This is a genomic window from Plantactinospora sonchi, from assembly GCF_036422035.1.
Lineage (GTDB): Bacteria > Actinomycetota > Actinomycetes > Mycobacteriales > Micromonosporaceae > Plantactinospora > Plantactinospora sonchi.
Genome location: NZ_JAZGQK010000007.1, coordinates 51,211 through 69,307, shown reverse-complemented (window position 1 = coordinate 69,307; position 18,097 = coordinate 51,211). Strand labels below are relative to the sequence as shown.

General features: G+C 73.2%; 15 protein-coding genes. 4 read left to right on the top strand and 11 right to left on the bottom strand.

The window, feature by feature from the left end; all coding sequences use genetic code 11:
- Window positions 1–141 precede the first annotated feature (141 nt).
- On the top strand, window positions 142–1,395 hold the full coding sequence (locus tag V1633_RS09640; protein WP_331213877.1) for an MFS transporter: 1,254 nt from the start codon (window positions 142–144) through the stop codon (window positions 1,393–1,395).
- Between the two features lie 109 nt (window positions 1,396–1,504).
- Here the strand turns inward: V1633_RS09640 and V1633_RS09635 are convergent, their stop codons facing one another.
- From V1633_RS09635 to V1633_RS09590, 10 genes are all read right to left on the bottom strand, one after another.
- On the bottom strand, window positions 1,505–3,868 hold the full coding sequence (locus tag V1633_RS09635) for a WD40/YVTN/BNR-like repeat-containing protein (RefSeq protein WP_331213876.1): 2,364 nt from the start codon (window positions 3,866–3,868) through the stop codon (window positions 1,505–1,507).
- Between the two features lie 203 nt (window positions 3,869–4,071).
- Window positions 4,072–5,313 (bottom strand): RNA polymerase sigma factor, encoded by a 1,242-nt coding sequence (locus V1633_RS09630; RefSeq protein WP_331213875.1) that lies wholly within the window; start codon window positions 5,311–5,313, stop codon window positions 4,072–4,074.
- Between the two features lie 78 nt (window positions 5,314–5,391).
- Complete coding sequence (locus tag V1633_RS09625; protein ID WP_331213874.1) at window positions 5,392–5,751, bottom strand: YciI family protein; 360 nt, start codon at window positions 5,749–5,751, stop codon at window positions 5,392–5,394.
- Between the two features lie 190 nt (window positions 5,752–5,941).
- Window positions 5,942–6,445, bottom strand: coding sequence for a hypothetical protein (locus V1633_RS09620; RefSeq protein WP_331213873.1), 504 nt, complete (start codon window positions 6,443–6,445; stop codon window positions 5,942–5,944).
- Window positions 6,435–6,914 carry a hypothetical protein gene (locus V1633_RS09615; RefSeq protein WP_331213872.1) on the bottom strand — a complete coding sequence of 160 codons (480 nt, stop codon included), beginning with the start codon at window positions 6,912–6,914 and terminating at the stop codon, window positions 6,435–6,437. The genes V1633_RS09620 and V1633_RS09615 overlap by 11 nt, the downstream gene beginning before the upstream one ends.
- A 55-nt stretch (window positions 6,915–6,969) precedes the next feature.
- Entirely contained in the window at window positions 6,970–7,836 is an 867-nt protein-coding gene (locus V1633_RS09610) for a carbohydrate ABC transporter permease (RefSeq protein ID WP_331213871.1), read from the bottom strand.
- 11 nt (window positions 7,837–7,847) lie between these two features.
- Complete coding sequence (locus V1633_RS09605) at window positions 7,848–8,885, bottom strand: ABC transporter ATP-binding protein (RefSeq protein WP_331213870.1); 1,038 nt, start codon at window positions 8,883–8,885, stop codon at window positions 7,848–7,850.
- On the bottom strand, window positions 8,882–10,198 hold the full coding sequence (locus V1633_RS09600) for an ABC transporter substrate-binding protein (RefSeq protein ID WP_331213869.1): 1,317 nt from the start codon (window positions 10,196–10,198) through the stop codon (window positions 8,882–8,884). The genes V1633_RS09605 and V1633_RS09600 overlap by 4 nt, the downstream gene beginning before the upstream one ends.
- Window positions 10,195–11,052, bottom strand: a complete 858-nt coding sequence (locus V1633_RS09595) for a carbohydrate ABC transporter permease (RefSeq protein ID WP_331213868.1) — start codon at window positions 11,050–11,052, stop codon at window positions 10,195–10,197. Before V1633_RS09595 ends, V1633_RS09600 begins: the two co-directional genes overlap by 4 nt.
- A 189-nt stretch (window positions 11,053–11,241) precedes the next feature.
- Complete coding sequence (locus V1633_RS09590; RefSeq protein WP_331213867.1) at window positions 11,242–12,300, bottom strand: hypothetical protein; 1,059 nt, start codon at window positions 12,298–12,300, stop codon at window positions 11,242–11,244.
- A 238-nt stretch (window positions 12,301–12,538) separates the two neighbouring features.
- Between V1633_RS09590 and V1633_RS09585 the strand changes: the two genes are divergently transcribed.
- The 3 genes from V1633_RS09585 to V1633_RS09575 all read left to right on the top strand — a co-directional run bounded on the left by V1633_RS09585 (window position 12,539) and on the right by V1633_RS09575 (window position 17,497).
- Window positions 12,539–13,378, top strand: a complete 840-nt coding sequence (locus V1633_RS09585) for an SAM-dependent methyltransferase (RefSeq protein WP_331213866.1) — start codon at window positions 12,539–12,541, stop codon at window positions 13,376–13,378.
- Window positions 13,379–13,442: 64 nt separating this feature from the next.
- Window positions 13,443–14,918, top strand: a complete 1,476-nt coding sequence (locus V1633_RS09580) for an SWIM zinc finger family protein (protein WP_331213865.1) — start codon at window positions 13,443–13,445, stop codon at window positions 14,916–14,918.
- Entirely contained in the window at window positions 14,915–17,497 is a 2,583-nt protein-coding gene (locus V1633_RS09575; RefSeq protein WP_331213864.1) for a DUF6493 family protein, read from the top strand. Before V1633_RS09580 ends, V1633_RS09575 begins: the two co-directional genes overlap by 4 nt.
- Window positions 17,498–17,524: 27 nt before the next feature.
- Here the strand turns inward: V1633_RS09575 and V1633_RS09570 are convergent, their stop codons facing one another.
- The gene (locus V1633_RS09570) at window positions 17,525–18,043 is read right to left on the bottom strand and encodes a hypothetical protein (RefSeq protein WP_331213863.1); all 519 of its coding nucleotides are present in this window, start codon (window positions 18,041–18,043) and stop codon (window positions 17,525–17,527) included.
- Between the last annotated feature and the right edge of the window lie 54 nt (window positions 18,044–18,097).

Here is an 18,097-nt window from a genome sequence, read left to right as displayed (position 1 = left end):
CTCCCCCGCCCGGAGGTGCGCGCGCCGGGCGACGACCGGTCCGGATCGGGTACGACACCAGCCTACGCTTGCGATGAGAGCGCTCCCAGAGATGGAATCTCCGTACGCTGTCCGCCGCCAGCCCGCCGAAGGAGTCTCCTCATGCCCCCGGCCCCCGCGGCCCCGACCGCCTCGGCACCAACGGCCCCGCCGCCACGGGTGGTGGCCGCCCGCACCGGGGTGGCGTTCGTCTTCGCACTCAACGGATTCGCCGTCGCCTCCTGGTTCGCCCGGATCCCGGCCGCCCGCGAGTCGCTCGGGCTCAGTGCCGGCCGGCTCGGGCTGCTGCTGCTCGCCCTGTCGTTCGGCGCGATCCTGGCCATGGTCACCGCCGGCAGCGTGGTGCACCGGCTCGGCTCGCGGCGGGCCACCGCCGGCTCCACCGTCCTGGTCGCGGCCGGACTGGTCATGCTCGGCGCCGGGGTCGGCGTCTGGTCGTCCGTTCCGTTGACCGCGATCGGGCTCGCCACCCTCGGCTACGGCTCGGGCCTCGGTGACGTCGGGATGAACGTCGAGGCGGCGCTGGTGGAACGCCGGCTCCGCCGTACCGTGATGCCCCGGTTCCACGCGGCCTGGAGTCTCGGCACCGTCTCCGGCGCCGGGCTCGGTGCCGGCGGCGCCCACGTCAACCTCCCGCTCGTCGTGCACCTGACGCTGGTCGCCGGCATCGTGCTCGCCGGCACGCTGGTCGGCGTCCGCTACTTCCTCACCGCCGACCACGAGCCGACCGCCGCCGACCACGACGGGGGCGACGATCCGGCCACCGGATCCGTACCGGCGCGGGGAAGCGGAGTGCTGCGAGCCTGGCGGGAGCCGCGCACCCTGCTCCTCGGGCTGTTCGTCCTCGTGATGGCGTTCACCGAGGGAACCGCCATGGACTGGATCGCGGTGGCCTTCATCGACGGTCACGGGTTCGGCGAGGCGGCCGGGGCGGCGGTCTTCGGGGTGTTCGTCGCCGCGATGACCGTCGGTCGGACGGTCGGGACGGTGGCCCTGGACCGTTGGGGTCGGGTTCCCGTACTGCTCGGCACCGTCGGGTTCGCGGTTCTCGGGGTGCTGGTCGCGGTGCTGGTCCCGGTCGGGCCGCTGGCGCTGGCCGGCGTCGCGCTCTGGGGGCTCGGCGCCTCGCTCGGTTTCCCGGTCGGGATGAGCGCGGCGGCCGACGAGGAGCAGCGGGCGCCGGCCCGGGTCAGCGTGGTCGCGACGATCGGCTACACCGCGTTCCTCGCCGGACCGCCGCTGGTCGGACTGCTCGGCGACCGGGTCGGCACGCTGCGGGCCCTGCTGGTCGTACCGGTCGTGCTGATCCCGGCACTGATCCTGGTGCCGGTCACCCGCCCACCGGCGGACCGGTGAACCCGCCGCGACGCGGCGCCGGCCGGGGCCGAACAGCGTCGTGGCCATCGGGGGCGTGGCGGAGGCGCGGATAGTTCCGCGCCCCCGCCACGGGTGGATCAGTCCCGGGTCAGCGGGCCCGGCACGAGGCCAGCGCCCCGACGACGCCGACGCCCGGCCGGTGCAGCGGCAGCCGGGTCGACGCCCCGGGGCACCGGGGCAGCGTGACGTCGTAGACGCCCCGGCCGAAGGTCGCCGCGGTCAACTGCCGGGTTGGCTCGTGGTAGCGCAGGTACATCACCGCCGCCATCGGCAGGTTCGCCCCGAGCGCGGCCCACTCGCCGCCGTTCCACGCCGAGACGTACACCCCGACGTCGGTGCCGACGACGAGGAGGCCGTCGGAGGTCGGGATCACCGAGTTCACCGGCGCGTCCGGCAGTCCCCGGCCGATGTCCGTCCAGGTACGACCACCGTCCTGGGTCACCATCACGTGCGGCCGGTCACTGCCGGACCGGAATCCGGAGAACGTGGCGTACGCGATGTCGGCGTCGCGCGGGTGCACCGCGACCCGGGTGACCCAGGTGCCAGGCAGTTCCGCCGGATCGACCTGGTGCCAGTCCACCCCGAGGTTGTCGGTCCACCAGAGCCGGCCGTCGTCGGTGCCGGCGTACAGGGTGTCGCTGTCGGTCGGCGCGGCGGCGATCGTGGTGACCGTGCCCCACGGGTAGCCGTTGGGGTCGTTCGGGCCGCCGCCGGTCAGGTCCGGGCTGATCGCCGTCCAGGTACGACCGTTGTCGGTCGACCGGTTGACGATGTTGCCGGCGTAGTACATGACGTTCGGGTCGTTCGGGTCGAACTGCAGCGGCGTCTGCCAGTTGCGCCGCTCCGAGGTGGTCTGCCCGGTGCCGATGGTCTGCCGTGGCGTGCCGCCGCTGTTCTCCGAGCGGTAGCAGGAGCCGTACTGGCTGCATCCGAAGACGATGTTCGACTGCTCGGGGTGGATGATCACCTGGAGCCCGTCACCGCAGCCGATGGCCTCCCACGGGCCGCCCCGACCGTTGTAGCCCCGGTTGCAGCCGTTGTCCTGGGCGCCGGCCACCTTCAGCGCCGGGTCGGTCTGGGCCACGTCCACCGTGTAGAACTGCGTGTACGGCTCGTACGTCGCCTTGGTCCAGCCGCCGACCCCGTTGGTGTCCGAGCGGTACATGCCGCCGTCGTTGCCGAGGTAGGCCCGGTCCGGCACCTTCGGGTCCCAGCGCATCACGTGCTGGTCGGCGTGCACGCCGCTGACCGGGGTGAAGCTCTGCGCCCCGTCGGTGGAACGCATCAGGTTCACCCCGGCGAGGAAGACGTGGTCGGCGTCGTCCGGGTCGACCCAGAGCTTGCCGAACCACCAGCTGAAGGTCGACTGCGACGCCTGGTTGGCGGTGACCGGCGTCTGGGTCCAGGTGTCACCGCCGTCGTCCGACCGGTAGAACGCCCGGAACGGACCGATCGCGGTGCCGACGTACGCGTAGAGCCGTCGCGGGTCGTTCGGCGCGAGTGCGATGCCCCACCGGCCCTGGTCGGCGTCGGTCGGCAGCCCGTTGGTCATCCGCTGCCAGGTCCGGCCGGCGTTGTCGGAGCGCCAGAGGCTGGAGCCGGGCCCGCCGTACGTCCGCTGGTGCGGCTCGCGCAGGTGGTCCCAGAGCGCCGCGTACATCCGGTTCGGGTTGGCCGGGTCGATCACCACCTCGGTCGCCCCGGTGGTGGCGTTCGGCGGGGTGAGCACCCGTCGCCAGCTGTCACCGCCGTTCTCGGAGAGGTAGACGCCGCGCTGCCCGCCGGGGACGAAGAGGTTCCCGGCGGCGGCGGCGAAGATCCGCCGCTCGTTGCGGGGGTCGATGGCGAACCGGGCGATGGCGTGGCTGTCGGTCAGACCGACCCGTTTCCAGCTCCTGCCCCGGTCCTTGGAGCGGTAGATCCCGTCACCGCCGAAGGTGATCGAGCCGCCGCCGGGCTGCGCCTCGCCGGTGCCGGCGAAGAGCACCCCGCTCGGGGTGATCGCGAGCGCGCCCATGCTCTGCACCCAGTCGTGCGGCCAGACGGACTCGTACGTCATCCCGGCGTCGCGCGAGCGCCACACGCCGCCGGAGGCGGCGGCGATGTAGAGCTGGTCGTCCACCCTCGGGTCGAGCGCGATGTCGACCACCCGACCGCCGATGTTGGTCGGACCGAAGAAGTCCCACCGCTGGTTGGCCAGGGCGCGGTAGGCGCCCCGGGTGCGACCGAAAAGGCCGTTCGCCTCACCTCGGGCGCGGACGTACTTGGCGGCGGACAGTTCCCTGCTGCCGTCGCTGAGCCGCTGCGAGGTCATCCACTCCGCGGGCAGCTCCATCGGACCGGTGGGCATGCTGGTGGCCAGCGACTCCTGGCCGGTGGAACGGGTGTCGCGGGCGGGTGCGGCCGAGGCCGCCAGTGCGCCGGTGGCGAGCAGTGCCAGGGTCGCTGTCACCGCCGTACCGTGGCGATATCGGGCGAGTCCAACCTTCATGCGGTCTCCTCTGTCCACACTGGAGTGCGGGCCGACCTCCGGGCCGGCGTGTGGCCAGGCTAGACAGCCGTACCGATCAAGGTCAATGAGGGCATCGAGGGCAATGGCCGGCGCCGGCCCCACCACGCACGCCGCCGCGCTCCCAGTACGGGGACACCGAGCGGTCAGCCGCAGGCAGCCGCCCGGTCCAACAGCAGCGCCCGTTCGCGCTCGTTCCTGGTCATCTCCGCCGCCCGCGCGAACTCGGCCCTCGCCTCCGCGCGCCGCCCCAGCTTGGCGAGGAAGTCGCCGCGCACGCTCGGCAGCAGGTGGTAGTGGCGCAGCGCCGGCTCGGCGAACAGCGGCTCGAGCACCGCCAGGCCGGCCGCCGGCCCCTCGGCCATCGACACCGCCACCGCCCGGTTCAGTTCCACCACCGGCGACGGGGCCAGCTCGGCCAGCCGGGCGTAGAGCACGGCGATCCGGGCCCAGTCGGTCTCCTCCGCCGTCCGGGCCCGGGCGTGACACGCGGCGATGGCGGCCTGCAGGGTGTACGTCCCCCCGCCGAGCGCCTCGGCCTTCTCCAGGGCGGCCAGCCCCCGGGTGATCAGCAGCCGGTCCCAGCGTCGCCGGTCCTGCTCCAGCAGCAGGATCGGTGCACCCGTCGGACCGGTCCGGGCGGCGGTACGCGACGCCTGGATCTCCAGCAGGGCGACCAGGCCGTGCACCTCGGGCTCGGCCGGCATCAGACCGGCCAGGATCCGGCCGAGCCGCATCGCCTCCTCGCAGAGCGCCGGACGCAGCCAGTCGTCCCCCGCCGTCGCGGAGTAGCCCTCGTTGAAGATCAGGTAGATGACCTCCAGCACCGATCCCAGCCGCTCGGTACGGTCGGCACCGACCGGCAGCTCGAACGGCACCCGCGCCTCGGTCAGGGACCTCTTCGCCCGGCTGATCCGTTGACCGATGGTCGGCGACGGCACCAGGAACGCCCGGGCGATCTCCTCCGTCGTCAGCCCGCCGAGCAGCCGCAGCGTCAGCGCGACCCGGGCCTCGGCGGAGAGCACCGGATGACAGGCGGTGAAGATGAGCCGCAGCAGGTCGTCGGCGATCGGCTCCTGCTCCAACACCGCGTCGAACTCGGTGGTCTCCGCCGCTTCGGGAAGGGCCAGATCGGGAAGGTGGCGCTCGAACCGCTCCCGGCGCCGGATCTGGTCGATGGCCCGGCGCTTGGCGGTGGTCGTCAGCCAGGCGCCGGGGTTGCGCGGGACGCCCTCGGACGGCCACTGTTCCAGGGCCGCGACAAGGGCGTCCTGCGCCAACTCCTCCGCCAGGCCGATGTCACCGACGAGCCGGGCGACGCCGGCGATGACCCGCGCCGCCTCGATCCGCCAGACCGCCTCGATCGCCTGATTCGTCTCCGTGGCCACCGGCCCAAGATAGCGCTGCGCGGACCGACACTCCGCGGCCTATCCCCAGGTCGTCGAGGTGAGGACGGGGCGACGTCGCTAGGCGAAGTCGGAGACTTCGGCGACCCGTCGGATCTCGATCTCGACCTTGTCGAACAGCTCCCCGAACCGGGTCGCCCACTCGACCGCCTCGGCCTGGTCACGCACCTGGAGGATGGCGAACCCGGCGATGACCTCCTTCGCCTCGGCGAACGGGCCGTCGACCACCGTCGTCTTGCCCTCCTTGACGCTGACCTTGGCGGCGCCGTCCGCGGTCGGCCGCACGCCCTCGCCCGCGAGCAGCACCCCGGCCTTGTTGGCCTCCTCCAGGAAGGCACCCATCCGGCCCATGAACTCCGGGGTCGGCGCCCAGGCCGCCGGGTCCTTGTCGTCCAGCTTGTGCATCAGCATGTAGCGCATCGTCGCTCCCTTGATCCTGCGGTCACCGTATCGGGCCGTTGACCAGCCTTCACCAACGCGTCGAACGGCCGGCGACGGTTTCGACAGGGCCGGAGAAATTTTTTTGACTCGGGCCGCCAGGACCGGCCCCCGGGGCGTTGTCGCTGGTCAGGGCCTCGGCGGCCCGGCACGGACCACGGCCGGAGGGAACTCAGCCACCGCCGTGCAGCGCCCGCTGGAACGCCTCCGCGACCCGGGCCAGGTGTTCGCCGTACGCCGGGTCGGTCGGCAGGTACGTCACCACGCGCCCGTCCCGGCGGTCGGTCAGCCAGCGATGGGCGCTCCACTCCTCCCGCTGGGCGGTGTTGATCATGCGGAGGATGGCCGGACGGTAGACCAGCCGGGTACGCCAATTTCCCACGTACTTCGCCCTGATGTGCGCGGTCACCGGCTGGGCGCGGCGGTGGGCGTACCCGATCACGGTGACCGTTTCGTGGCCCATGCCGGCGAAGCCGCCGACCACGTGCAGCTTCGCCCCGGCGGGAAAGATCTTCTGACTGCGGAACTCCGCGTTCGGCCCGTCCGGCTGGTACGGGTAGGGCAGCAGGGTGCCTATCAGGCACCACTCCGGCAGCCACTCCTGGCCGTGGCGGTCCCGGGTCCGGTGCTCGTCGGCGCCGCCGGTGTCCCTCCCGCCGGCAGCGTCAGCCGCCACTGCGGAACTCCGGCAGTCCGGCGTCGTCGGAGTCCGGTCCGACCACGGCGGTCAGTGCGGTCCCGTCCGCGCAGAGCGCGGTGGCGCGGAGGTACATCCGGTGCTGCCCGGCCCGGAGCAGCACCTCCGACTCGAAGATCTCGTCCTCGACGTTCAGCACCTCGACATCGGTCCGGCCCTGGTAGTGGGCCCGGACGTCCAGCGGGGTCATCCGGACGGTCGCCTCGACGGTGGTCAGCGCGCCCTGCGGCACGGCCGAGGTCACCCGGGCCCCGTCCGGCAGCACCAGGCCGGTCACCTCGGCGCCGGCCCCGGTCCCCTCGCCCATCGGCACCCGGTCACAGCTCGGCAGGTTGGCCAGCATCGCCTGCCCCCGGTCACCGGGGGGCGTGGCGCCGTCACCGGAACCGCCGCCGCAGCCGGCGAGTCCGAGTAGGGCGACGGCGACCAGACAGACCCGGGCTCTCATCGGAGCAGGATGGCACGCCGCGCGCGACACCCGCCAGCACCGGAGGGGGGCGGACTCAGCGCAGCACCCGCCAGCGCCGGACCACGAACAGCTGCGCCGTGATGATCGCCGCGCTGATCACCATCAGGACGATCGTGATCAACGCCCCGTACGCGAACCCGGAGAACTCGAAGGCGTGATCGAAGATGTAGACCGGCAGGTACTGGGTGGCGTTCGCGGGGCGACCGTCGGTGAGCACGTACGCCGGCACGAAGTTGACCTGCAGGGTGAGGATCGTGTCCCGGACCGCGAGCAGTACCAGCACCGGGGCGAGCAGCGGCAGGGTCAGCCGGCGCAGCTGCCCGAACGGCCCACAGCCCTCCAACGTCGCCGCCTCGTAGAGCCGCCCGTCGAGCATCCGGCGGGCCGCCAGGACGACCAGGAAACCCTCCCCGATCGGAAAGAGCAGCATGATCACGACTCCGATCCGGGCCGTGGTCGGTTCGGCGAGCCAGGTGAACCCGGGATGGCCGACCAGCCCGAGAAGCTGGTTCATCGGGCCGTACAGCGGGTTCAGCACCCAGAGGAAGAGCACCGCCAGGGCCACGTCCGGGATCACCGTCGGCAGGTAGACGGCGGCCCGGAACCACCGCCCACCCGGCCTCGGCGCGGCGAGCAGCAGCCCGAGCCCGATCGCGGACAGCAGTCGCAGCGGCACCGAGACCGCCACGTGGAACAGGGACGCCTCCAGGCTGTCCAGGAAGAAGTCGTCGGCGAGCAGCCGGCGTACGTTCGCCAGGCCGGTGAACCGGGGATCCCGGGTCAGCCCGGTGTGGTCGGTGACCGCGTACCCGAAGGTGAGCAGTGCGGGGACCACGATCAGCAGCGCGACCGCCACACCGTACGGGGCGAGGAACGCCCAGCCGGTGAGGGGGCGACGCACCCGTGCGGAGGTCACCGGCGGAGCCCGGTCTCGGTGTCGAAGCGGTGGATCCGGTCCGGGTCGGGGCGCAGCCGCAACCGGTCCCCGGCACCGACACCCGGGCGGGGGCCGGTCCGGACCGCCAGCCGGATGTCGTCCCCGCACCGGGTCAGCAGGATCGCCTCGCTGCCCAACGGCTCCACCGCCTCGACCGTCACCTCGACCGGCCCCTCCGGGTCGACCGCCAGGTCCTCCGGCCGTACCCCGACGGTGGTGTCGGACGTCGCCCCGAACACGCCGCCGCCGGGGACCAGGTTCATCGGCGGGCTGCCGAGGAACCGGGCGACCACCAGGTCGGCCGGCTCGTCGTACACCTGCTGGGGTACGCCGACCTGGCGTACCCGGCCACCGTCCAGCACCGCCACCCGGTCGCCGAGGGTCATCGCCTCCGCCTGGTCGTGCGTGACGTGCACCATTGTCGTACCGAGTGCCCGGTGCATGGCGAGCAGATCGGCCCGGGTGCTGAACCGCAGCTGGGCGTCGAGGCTGGCCAACGGTTCGTCGAGCAGGTAGACGTTGGGCCGGCGTACCAGCGCGCGGGCCAGGGCGACCCGCTGCCGCTGCCCGCCGGACATCTGGTCGGGATACCGGTCGAGCAGGTCGGCGATGTCGAGTCGCGCGGCGGCGTCCCGGACCTGCCGCGCCGCCTCGGCCCGGGGAACCCGCCGCACCTGCGGCCCGAAGAGCAGGTTGTCGCGCACGGTCAGGTGCGGATAGAGCGCGTAGTCCTGGAAGACCATCGCCACCGCCCGCCGGTGCGGCGGCACCCGGCCGACGTCGACCCCGTCGACCAGGACCCGCCCCTGGTCCGGCCGGTCCAGGCCGGCGATCAGCCGCAGCACCGTCGACTTGCCGGAACCGGAGGGACCGACCAGGGTCAGCAGTTCGCCGGGGCGGACGACCAGGTCCAGGCCGTCGAGGGCGGTCACCCGGCCGTACGTCTTCGTCAGCGACTCCAGCCGGATCTCCCCCGCCGGCTCCGCGTTCGCCCCGACCGGGCGGTCACTCACCGGACCGGTTCCTGGAACAACGGTCGGATCCGCTCCTCGATCTGCCGCAGCCCCTCCTCCCGGCCGATCCGGCCGTAGAAGACCTCCTCCAGCAGCGCGTCGGTCTCCTTCTCCACCCGCGACCAGCCGGCGGTCCGGGGCGTGGCCCGCAGCTGCGGCTCCGCGTCGAGGTAGACCTGGGCGGAGCGTGGCGGCAGGCTCGGGGAGAGGAAGACGTCGGAGCGGGCGACGTCGAGCCGGGACGGCACGGTACGGCCGGACTCGGCGAGGATCCGCTGCCCCTGCGCCCCCATCGCGAACTCGATGAACCGCCAGGCACCGGTGTGGTCCGGCCGGCCCGCGCTCATGCAGTACGCGTCACTGTGCAGGATCGACGCCGGTACGCCACCCGGCGCGACCGGCAACGGCGCCACGTCCCACTCGAAGCCGGAGATGGTCCGCAGGGTGGGAACCGCGACCCGACTGTTCAGGTACATGCCGAGTGTGCCGCGCAGGAACCGGGCCTCGCTCGACTCGCTCTGCTCCTCGGCGTCCGGCGGCACCACACCGTGCACCAGTTGCAGGTCCAGGAACCAGTCGACGGCCTCGCGGGTCGCCGGCGGTGCGGTCAGGGTCAGGGTGCTGGGCCGCTCCGGGTGGTCAACGAGGTCACCACCGTTGGACCAGACGAACGGCGCGAGCCGGGGCACCGACGGCTCCACCCCGACCCCGTACGTCCCGCCGCCGGTCAGCGTCTTCGCCGTGGCGAGGAAGTCGTCCCAGGTCCAGCCGGCCTTCGGCGGCGTGATCCCCTTCGACCGGAACATCGTCGTGTTGTAGTAGACGACAAGCGAGGAGAGGTTCTGCGGCAGGCAGGTCAGGGACCGGCCGTCGAACCGGAAGGCGTCCAGGGCGCGTGGGCTGAAGTCGCCCTCGTCCAGCGCCGTGCTGGCGTCGAGGTAGGACTGGGCGGGTTCGATCACCCCCTGGGCGGCGAACTGCCCGTACCGGCGGTAGTTGAGCAGGAAGACGTCCGGCGGGGTGCCGCCGGCGAACGAGGTGGTGAGCCGGGCCATCAGTTCGTCCTGGGTCGCCACCGGGGAGAGCGTCACGTCCACCTCGGGGCTGGCCTGCTCGAACGCCTCGACCATGGTGCGGTAGCCGGCGATCTCCTCCGCGTCGCCGAAGAGCACCACGGTGATCTCCCGCGACCCGTCCGGGTCGTCGCCCTCGCCACAGCCGGCCAGTGCCCCGGCGGCGAGTACGGCGGCGAGCAGCCCGGCACCCCACCGCCGCCACGGCCGGATCGTCGTCGGTGTGGTCCGGATCGTCATCGGCGTCCTCCAGGTCGCAGTGCCACCAACGGGTTGTCGCTGAGCAGGATCCGCTGCGCCAGCAGGAACACCAGCACGCACGGCAGCGTGGCGAGCACACAGCCGGCCATCAGCAGCGGCCAGTCCGTGGGGTTCAGCAGGCGCAGGAACTGCAGGCCGAGGGCGTACGTGTAACGGTCCCCGCTGTGCAGGTAGAGCAGCGGGTCGATGAAGTTCGCCCAGTGGTACGTGAACGCGAGTACCGCCACCGCCAGCGTCGCCGGCCGGACCTGGGGCAGCGCGACCCGCCGCCACACCGACAGCCACCGGGCGCCCTCCAACCGGGCCGCCTCCAACTGGGAGTCCGGTACGCCGCCGAAACTCCAGGCGTACAGCAGGACGAGAAACGGGCTCACCGCGAGCAGCGCCGGCGCCAGCAGCGGCAGATAGGTGTCGACCACCCCGAGCAGCCGGAACACCTCGAACCGGGTCGCCCACACGGCGGTGACCGGCACCAGCAGCACCACCAGCAGTCCGGTGACCACCCGACGCCGGGCCGCCGGGCCGAGCAGTCGGATGCCGAACCCGGTCAGCGAGGCGACGAGGACGGTCAGCGGTACGGCCAGCGCCACCACCAGCGCCGAGTTCGCCAGATAGCGGAACAACGGCAGCAGCTCGGGCAGGCGCGCGTACGCGTCCAGGGTCGGCGAGGGCGGCAGGATCTCGAGCGTGCGGGGCGGCGGCAGGCCGGTGGGTCGGAGCGAGCCGACCACCATGAACCACAGTGGTGCGGCGAAGACGGCGGCGAAGAGCGCCGGTACCAGGAACCGCCCGATCCAGCGGGGGAACGCGGTACGGACCTGGGCGCCCCGCACGTCGGCGTCCTCCTCGACTCCGCACCCATGGCGCGGCGACGTGCCCCGTCCGTCGACGGTCCGCCCGTACCGGGAGGTCCCGCCCGTCACCGCTCGGGCGCCCATCTTACGCAGAAGATCGACAGGTCCGTCCAGTGTCGTCGGCGCCGATCCGGGGTGGGCGGCCGCGATCACGGGGCGACCGCCCGGTCAACTGCTCGGGTCGGCGGCCCAGTCGGCCGGGATGAACTCGTCGGGCGCCTGCAGGACCCGCAGCATGCGTTGCCGGATGCTCTCGTGCATGATCGGCCCCCAGGGGAACCGGTTGGGGAAGTGCACGATGTTCGCGAAGACGTTCGCCGGGCCGTCGTTGCGCTCCAGATACTGGATCGCGGCCTGGGTGCAGACGTAGTCGGCGTACGCCATCGCCTGGTGGGCGGCGGTGCTGAGGCGTTCGGTGCCGGGCTGGTGTCGCAGGTACGGCTCGTACCAGGGCAGGTCGACGCCGGGCATCGGGGTGGGCTGGGACTGCAGGTCGTCCGCGAGCGCGATCGGCAGCGGGTCGTGTTCGATCCCGTTGGCTTGGGCGAGCATGTGGGCGCCGGCCAGCACCCCGGCCGGCTCGGCGAAGTCCACGAGCTGCTGCCGGGCGATCACCATGTGCTGGTTGATCAGGTAGTACCGGTCGAAACACAGCGGGTCGTCCGGTACGTCGAACGCCACCTCGGCCAGCGCCTCCACCCGGTCGGTGCGGCCCCGGTCGTTGTAGTACGTGACCAGCCAGCTCAACGCCTTTGTCACGTACTGCGGATCACCGCTGGCCCGGGCCTGTGCCATCGCCTCCCGGGCCCGCTCGTGCTCGCCCTCCCGGTCGTGGTGCAGACCGAGGTGGAACCAGGCGACCGGGCTGTAGCCGCGGCGGTTGGCGTTGGCCAGTTTCCGCCACAGCACGACGGCCGCCGGGTACTCCCCCTCCCGGTTCAGGTGGGCGGCGAGCAGCAGCCTCGCCGCCGGACTGTAGATCGGGTGGTCGCCGTCGACCGTGATCCGCAACGCGGGCACGCTGTCCCGCAGCGGGTGCCGGGCCTTCGGCACGGCCCGGGCCAGCGCCAGCAGGAAGGCGCCCTCCGTCCGGTACGGTGCCCGGGGATCGGGGTCGGCGTCGACGAGCCGCCGCAACTGGTCGGCGGCCGAGTCCCGCTCACCGGTCAGCAGCAGTTCGAAGGCGTCTCGGCAGACCGCGGCGCGCCGGATCCGTTCGGTGGACATCAGCTGCCTCCACACGGTCATATCCGCAGTGGTCATCCCTAATCCCAAGGAACCACACCCTAGCCGCGACAACCACTACCGACCGGTTCGCCACCACTGTCCACCCGGGTACATCTACTCTCCGGCTCACCGTCACGTTCGGTGACGAACCCCTCGGCCACCCACCGAGGTACGTCCTGGACACGCCGTTCCGGTCGGCCGCGTTCCGGGACCCGCTCGCGTTCCGGCCACACCGACTATGATCGACTGCCATCGTTCCGAACCGATCGCGGGAGTGGCCATGTCCGAACGGGATCCTGCCCTGGCCGGTATCGACACATCGCAGATGAGCCACGCTCGCGCGTACGACTACGTGCTGGGCGGCAAGGACAACTTCGCGGTGGACCGGGAGGCCGCGGCGCAGGTCATCGCGCTCGCCCCCGATCTGCCGGCGCTCGGCCGCGCCCAGCGGCGGTTCCTGCTGCGGGTGACGCAGATGTGCACCGAGGCGGGGATCCGCCAGTTCCTGGACATCGGTGCGGGCATCCCCACCCGGCCCAACGTGCACGAGAGCGCCCGGTCCATCGCCCCCGACGCCCGGGTGGTGTACGTCGACAACGATCCGATCGTCTTCATGCACAACCGGGCGCTGCTGGCCGACGAGGACGGGGTGGCCTCGATCCAGGCGGACGTCCGCCAGCCGCGGCAACTGCTCGACGACCCGCGGGTACGGCAGTTGATCAACTTCGACGAGCCGGTACTGCTGCTCTTCATCGGGCTGTTCCACCTGGTCACCGACCGGGAGGATCCGGCGGCGCTGATCGCCGAGTTCCGCGACCGGCTGGCTCCGGGCAGCTACGTCTGCGTCTCCCAGTTCTGCAGCGACGGTAGCGATCCGGCCGCCCGGGCGAAGCTGGAGGAGATCTCGGTGAACTCGCCGGCACCGATGACGTTCCGGCCCCGGGACGCGATCGAGCGGTTCTTCGACGGTCTTGAACTGCTGCCACCGGGCGTGGTCGACGTGCAGCAGTGGTGGCCGGACGAGACGGCACCGCCGACCATGCTGAAGGTGGCGGCCGGCGTCGGCCGGAAACGCTAGCTCCTTCCGATCGACCCGGTGCACGCGGGCGATGTGTCGGTGGCGGCTCTTATCCTCGGCGGCCATGGGCAGCGAGACAGAGACGTACGGCTATCGCGGCGCCTCGGCGCTGCTGGACCACCGGCTGGTGCTGCAGACCGCCGGCGGACGGACCGTACAGGGGCCGGCGGCGCATCCGCGCTTCTTCACCGGCTTCGCGGTCGATCCACGGCCGACCGCCGCCGGGCTGGTCGTTCTCGCCGACCTGGCCCGGACGGACTTCCGCCGGTCCCGGCAGTCCCTCGACGGCACCTGGCGCGGCTACCGGGACCCGGTGGTGACCGGCGACGGCGAGCGGCTGCGTTTCGAGGCGCTCTCCGGCTGCTGCGGCGGGTACGCCCGACTGGACCTGCTCCCGTCGGCGCTCGACGGCCAGTGGCTCGGCCGGGGCACCACCAACGTCGACATCAACCCGCCGCTGTACACCGCGCTGACCCGGGTCGGCGCCGGTGACCCGCTGCGCCTCTCGGTCGGCCCGGACGACCTGACCGTCGCCACCCTGGACGGTGCCGTGGTGGAGAAGCGGGTCCCGCTGCCGCAGCGTTGGCTGCGTGGGCTGGCCGAGGTGCCCGCGGTGGCCGCCGGGTTCGAGTTGCGGGCCGAGTTGCCGGCCGCCGAGGCGCACGCGTTCCTGCAGCGGCTGCCGGTCCGGGGCGGCGCCGAGGTGCGCTGGCTGATGCCGGTCGGCCGCTCGCTGCGTGCCGGCGCCGCACCGCTGCCCGGCGCCGTCTGCCTGGCCGCCCCGCATCGCCTCGCCGTGCTCCGTCCACTGCTGCGGTTCGCCAGGGCGTTGCGGCTCTACGGGCCGACGGCGCGGGCCGGCAGCCCGGCGCTGTGCAGCGGATGGGAACTGGATCTCGGCATGATGCGTTTCTGGCTGATGCTCTCCCCGGCCACCAACCGGGGCTTCTCCGGCGAGGGCCGACTGCTCGACGCCCTGGCCGGCGGCGCTCCCCCGGCACCCGACGCCGTTCCGCCACCGCAGGGCGGGGCCTCCGAGGCCAGCCACACCGGGGCGGCCGGCGGCACCGGGGACGTCGCCGGGCTGGCGCGTGCCGTCGGCGACGCCGACCTGGTCGGCGGGCTGCTCGGCTGGGAGCCCACCGTCGACGTCGCGGAGGTCGCGGCCCGATCCGGGCTCACCCCCGACCGGGTACGCGCCGCGCTCGCCGTACTGGCCGGCTCCGGCCAGGTCGGATACGACTGTGCCGAGGTCGGCTACTTCCACCGCGAGCTGCCGTACGCCCCGGAGCGGGTCGCCACGTTGCATCCGCGGCTGACCGCCGCCCGGGCGCTCGCCGGCGCCGACACGGTCCGCCGGCGGGGCGACGACCTGGAGGTGGTCTCCGGCGACCGGAGCTATCTCGTGCACCGGACCGCCGACGGTCGGCTGGGCTGCACCTGCCCCTGGTGGTCGGCGCACCGGGGCGGCCGGGGGCCCTGCAAGCACGTGCTGGCCGCGACCATCACCGAACCCACCCTGACCGGAGGAGCACGATGACCCTCGACGGCGACCAGCTCAGCAAGCTGATCTCCGGGGCGGATCCGGGACGGGTCGCGGACGTGCTGGTCGAGCTGCCCGAGTCGACCCGACGCGACCTGGCCGGCGCGGTCCGGGAGCATCTGGCCAGGCTGGACCGGGGCTGGGAAGACCTGGGGCGCGAGCGAGCCGCGTTGCTGGTGGCCGGCGCCGGCTGCCTGCCCACCACCGCCGACGTGGTGGGCTGGCTGCGCCGCCCCGACCTGAACGGGGCGTGGTACCAGGTCACGCCGGTCGACCAGGTGGTCCGGGTGCTCCGCGCGCCCGGCCGTCCGGCGATCGCCACCGTCGCCCGACGGTTCGCCGACGGGATACGGATGGCGACCCTGGAGCGGCAGTGGTCGATGGCGTACGCGCTGCTGAACGCGTCCGGCGTCGGTCCCCGGGTGAGTGATCCGCTGGTCCGGGGCTGGGTGCGGTACGCCCTGCGGGGCGGCCGGCCGGACGTCCAGTGGTCCGACGGGTGGCTGCCGGTGATGGTGCCGCAGATGTTCGAGGTGGACGGGGTCGGCGCCGAACTTCGCGAGAAGGACGTGGCGACCCTGCTCGACCTGTGCCGCCAGGGGCGGATCGACCGGGCGGATCTGCTCACCGGTTGCCTGCACCGGATGCGGGCCGGTGACCGGCCCACCCCGATGCGGCAGATCGTCTCCCTGCACAACCAGCTCGAACCGACCCTGGACGAGGCGGCCGCGCACCACCGGGAATACCTGGGAGTGCTCTCCAGCCCGCACCAGCAGGTGGCCGAGACGGCGCAGCGAACGCTGCGGGCACTCGACGACGTCGGCCGGCTGCCGCTCCCGGCCCTGGTCGAGGCCGGCACGGTGATCCTGCTCCGGCCGGAGAAGAAGCTGGTCCGTGCCCAGCTGGCCTGGCTGGACCGGGCGGCCCGGCGGGAGCCCGGCCGGCGGCCCGAGCTCTGCGCCACGCTGGCCGTCGGGTTGGGCCATCCCGCCGTCGACCTCGCCGAGCGGGCGCTGACCGTGCTGGCCCGGCACCTGCCGGGGGCCGGCGAGTCCGGCGCGGAGGCGCTGCGCGCGGCGGCGGCGGGGCTCACCGGCGACCTGGCCCGTCAGGCGTACGACCTGCTCGGTGTGGCGCCGCCCGCGCCGGTGGCCGCCGCCGACCCGCTGCCCACCGCCGGGCCGCCCAGCTGGGAAGTCGAGCCGGCTCCGCCGCCGGTCGCCTCGGTCGGTGAACTGGCCGGCGAGGTGAGCCGGCTGCGTCGGGAGTGGACCGACCCGGTGCTGCTGGAGCGGGTGTTGGCCGGACTGGTCCACTGGTTCCGGGTCGACCGGGCCGGCCTCGTCGCCGCGTTGGCCCCCGACGCTCCCCCGTGGAACGGCCCACCCTGGAACGTGCTGCGCGCGGTGGTCGGCCGGGACGACCCGGAAACCGACCCCCGGGTCAATCCCGTTTCGCCGGTCGCCGAGCCGGCACCGAGGGTGCTCCTCCATCGCCGGCTGGCCGAACTCGCCGCCCGGTTCCGGGCCGACACCCCGCCTCCGGCGCTGCTCGCCACCCCGGCGGCCGTCAACGGGCAGGTTGATCCCGAGCGGCTGCTCGGGCTGCTGGTGGCGGCCGAGCGGGACGGCTGGCAGCCGGGCGAGGCCGACCTGACCCAGGCGCTGCTGCGGCTTCCCCGGGACGCGTCCACCCCGGCGCTGCGGGCCGCTGCCGCCGTGCTCCGCTCGCCCGCCGGCCGTCGACTGCACCACTGGCTCGACCAGGGTGGCCTGCCCGACCCGGTCGTCGACACCGTGCTGGTGCGCCGCAGGCCCTGCACGCACCGTGGCGGCTCGTACTACGGTTACCGGTGCTGGTGCCTCGACCAGCCGGACTTCCGGCTGGTCACCGAGGTCCGGCCGGCCGCCGCGGAGTGGCCGGTGCCGCCGGACCTGGTCACCCTGCCGGCCGGTGACGCGGCCCGGTACCGGGCCTACGGTGTGCACTGGGCGCCGGAGGATCTCACGCTGTGGCCCAGCGTGCTGCCCTCGCACCGGGAGGTCGCCGCCGCCCACGTCCAGCCGTACGTGGCGCCGAGCGGCGACAGTGACCGCAACGGGGGCACCGAGGCCCTGCCCGCGCTGGCCCGCGGCGACGGCCCGTTCGGCCCGGCGATGGCCCTCTGCCTGGCGTACGGGCTGGCCGCCCGGCGGGACGCCGACCGGTTGCGCGCGGTGGACGCCGTGGTGCTGCTCGCCGGGCGCGGCCAGTTCGACGGCGAACGGCTCGGCCACCTGCTCGGCGACCTGGCCGGCGGCGGTCAGGTGGTGCTGCGTCGGGTGGTCGGTGCGCTCGAGGAGGTGTCCCGGGCCGGTGCCGGAGCCGCCGTCTGGGCGGTCGCGGCCGGTGCCCTGCCCGCCCTGCTGGGACTGGCTGAGCCCCGTCCCGGTACCGCCGACCTGATGACACTGGCCGCCGGGACGGGGATACGCCGGGAGATTCCCGGGGTGGCCGAGGTGGCCGCCCGGACCGGCCGCTCCCGACTGGTCACCGAGGCGCGGCGGCTCTCCCGTACGGTCTCCGGACCCCGGTGACAGCCGGGGTCCGGGCCGCTGCGCGGGTCAGGCCGGAGTCGGGAAGCCGTAGCGGGCGAGGTGCTCCGGATCGGTCGGGTCGATCTGCCGGACCCCCTCGTCGGCGAGCCGCTTGTTGATCTCGTCGAGGTGGTCGCGGACCAGCCGGGCCTCCTCCTCGGTCACCCGCCCGCGGTGTGGCTTGCCGGCGTGCGCCAGGGTGCCGTAGTCGACCCGTTCGGTCTTCCGGGTCGTCTTCGCCGGCCGTACCCGCTCGGCCGTACGCAGCAGCTGTGCCATCGGTACGTCGGTGGCCAACGCGTCGAACTCGCTGGCGGTGAGCACCACCCGTCGGGGTTCGCCGTCGTCCCCACCCTCGTGGATCTCCACGACCGCGACGTCCAGCGCGGCGTCGTCGATGCTCTCGACCTCGGTCGGCTCGGCCTCCAACTGCACCGGCCCGGCGACCAGGTCGGGGTGCTCGAGCACAACAACGCGCACCACCTCGTCGGCGCTCCGCAGCACCTTGCCACTGAAGTCGGAGACGTGAACTGTCCGCTTACCCATGCCTGAGTTTCTCCTGTCCGGGCGGTACGACCAGAGCCAGAAATTACCGGACAG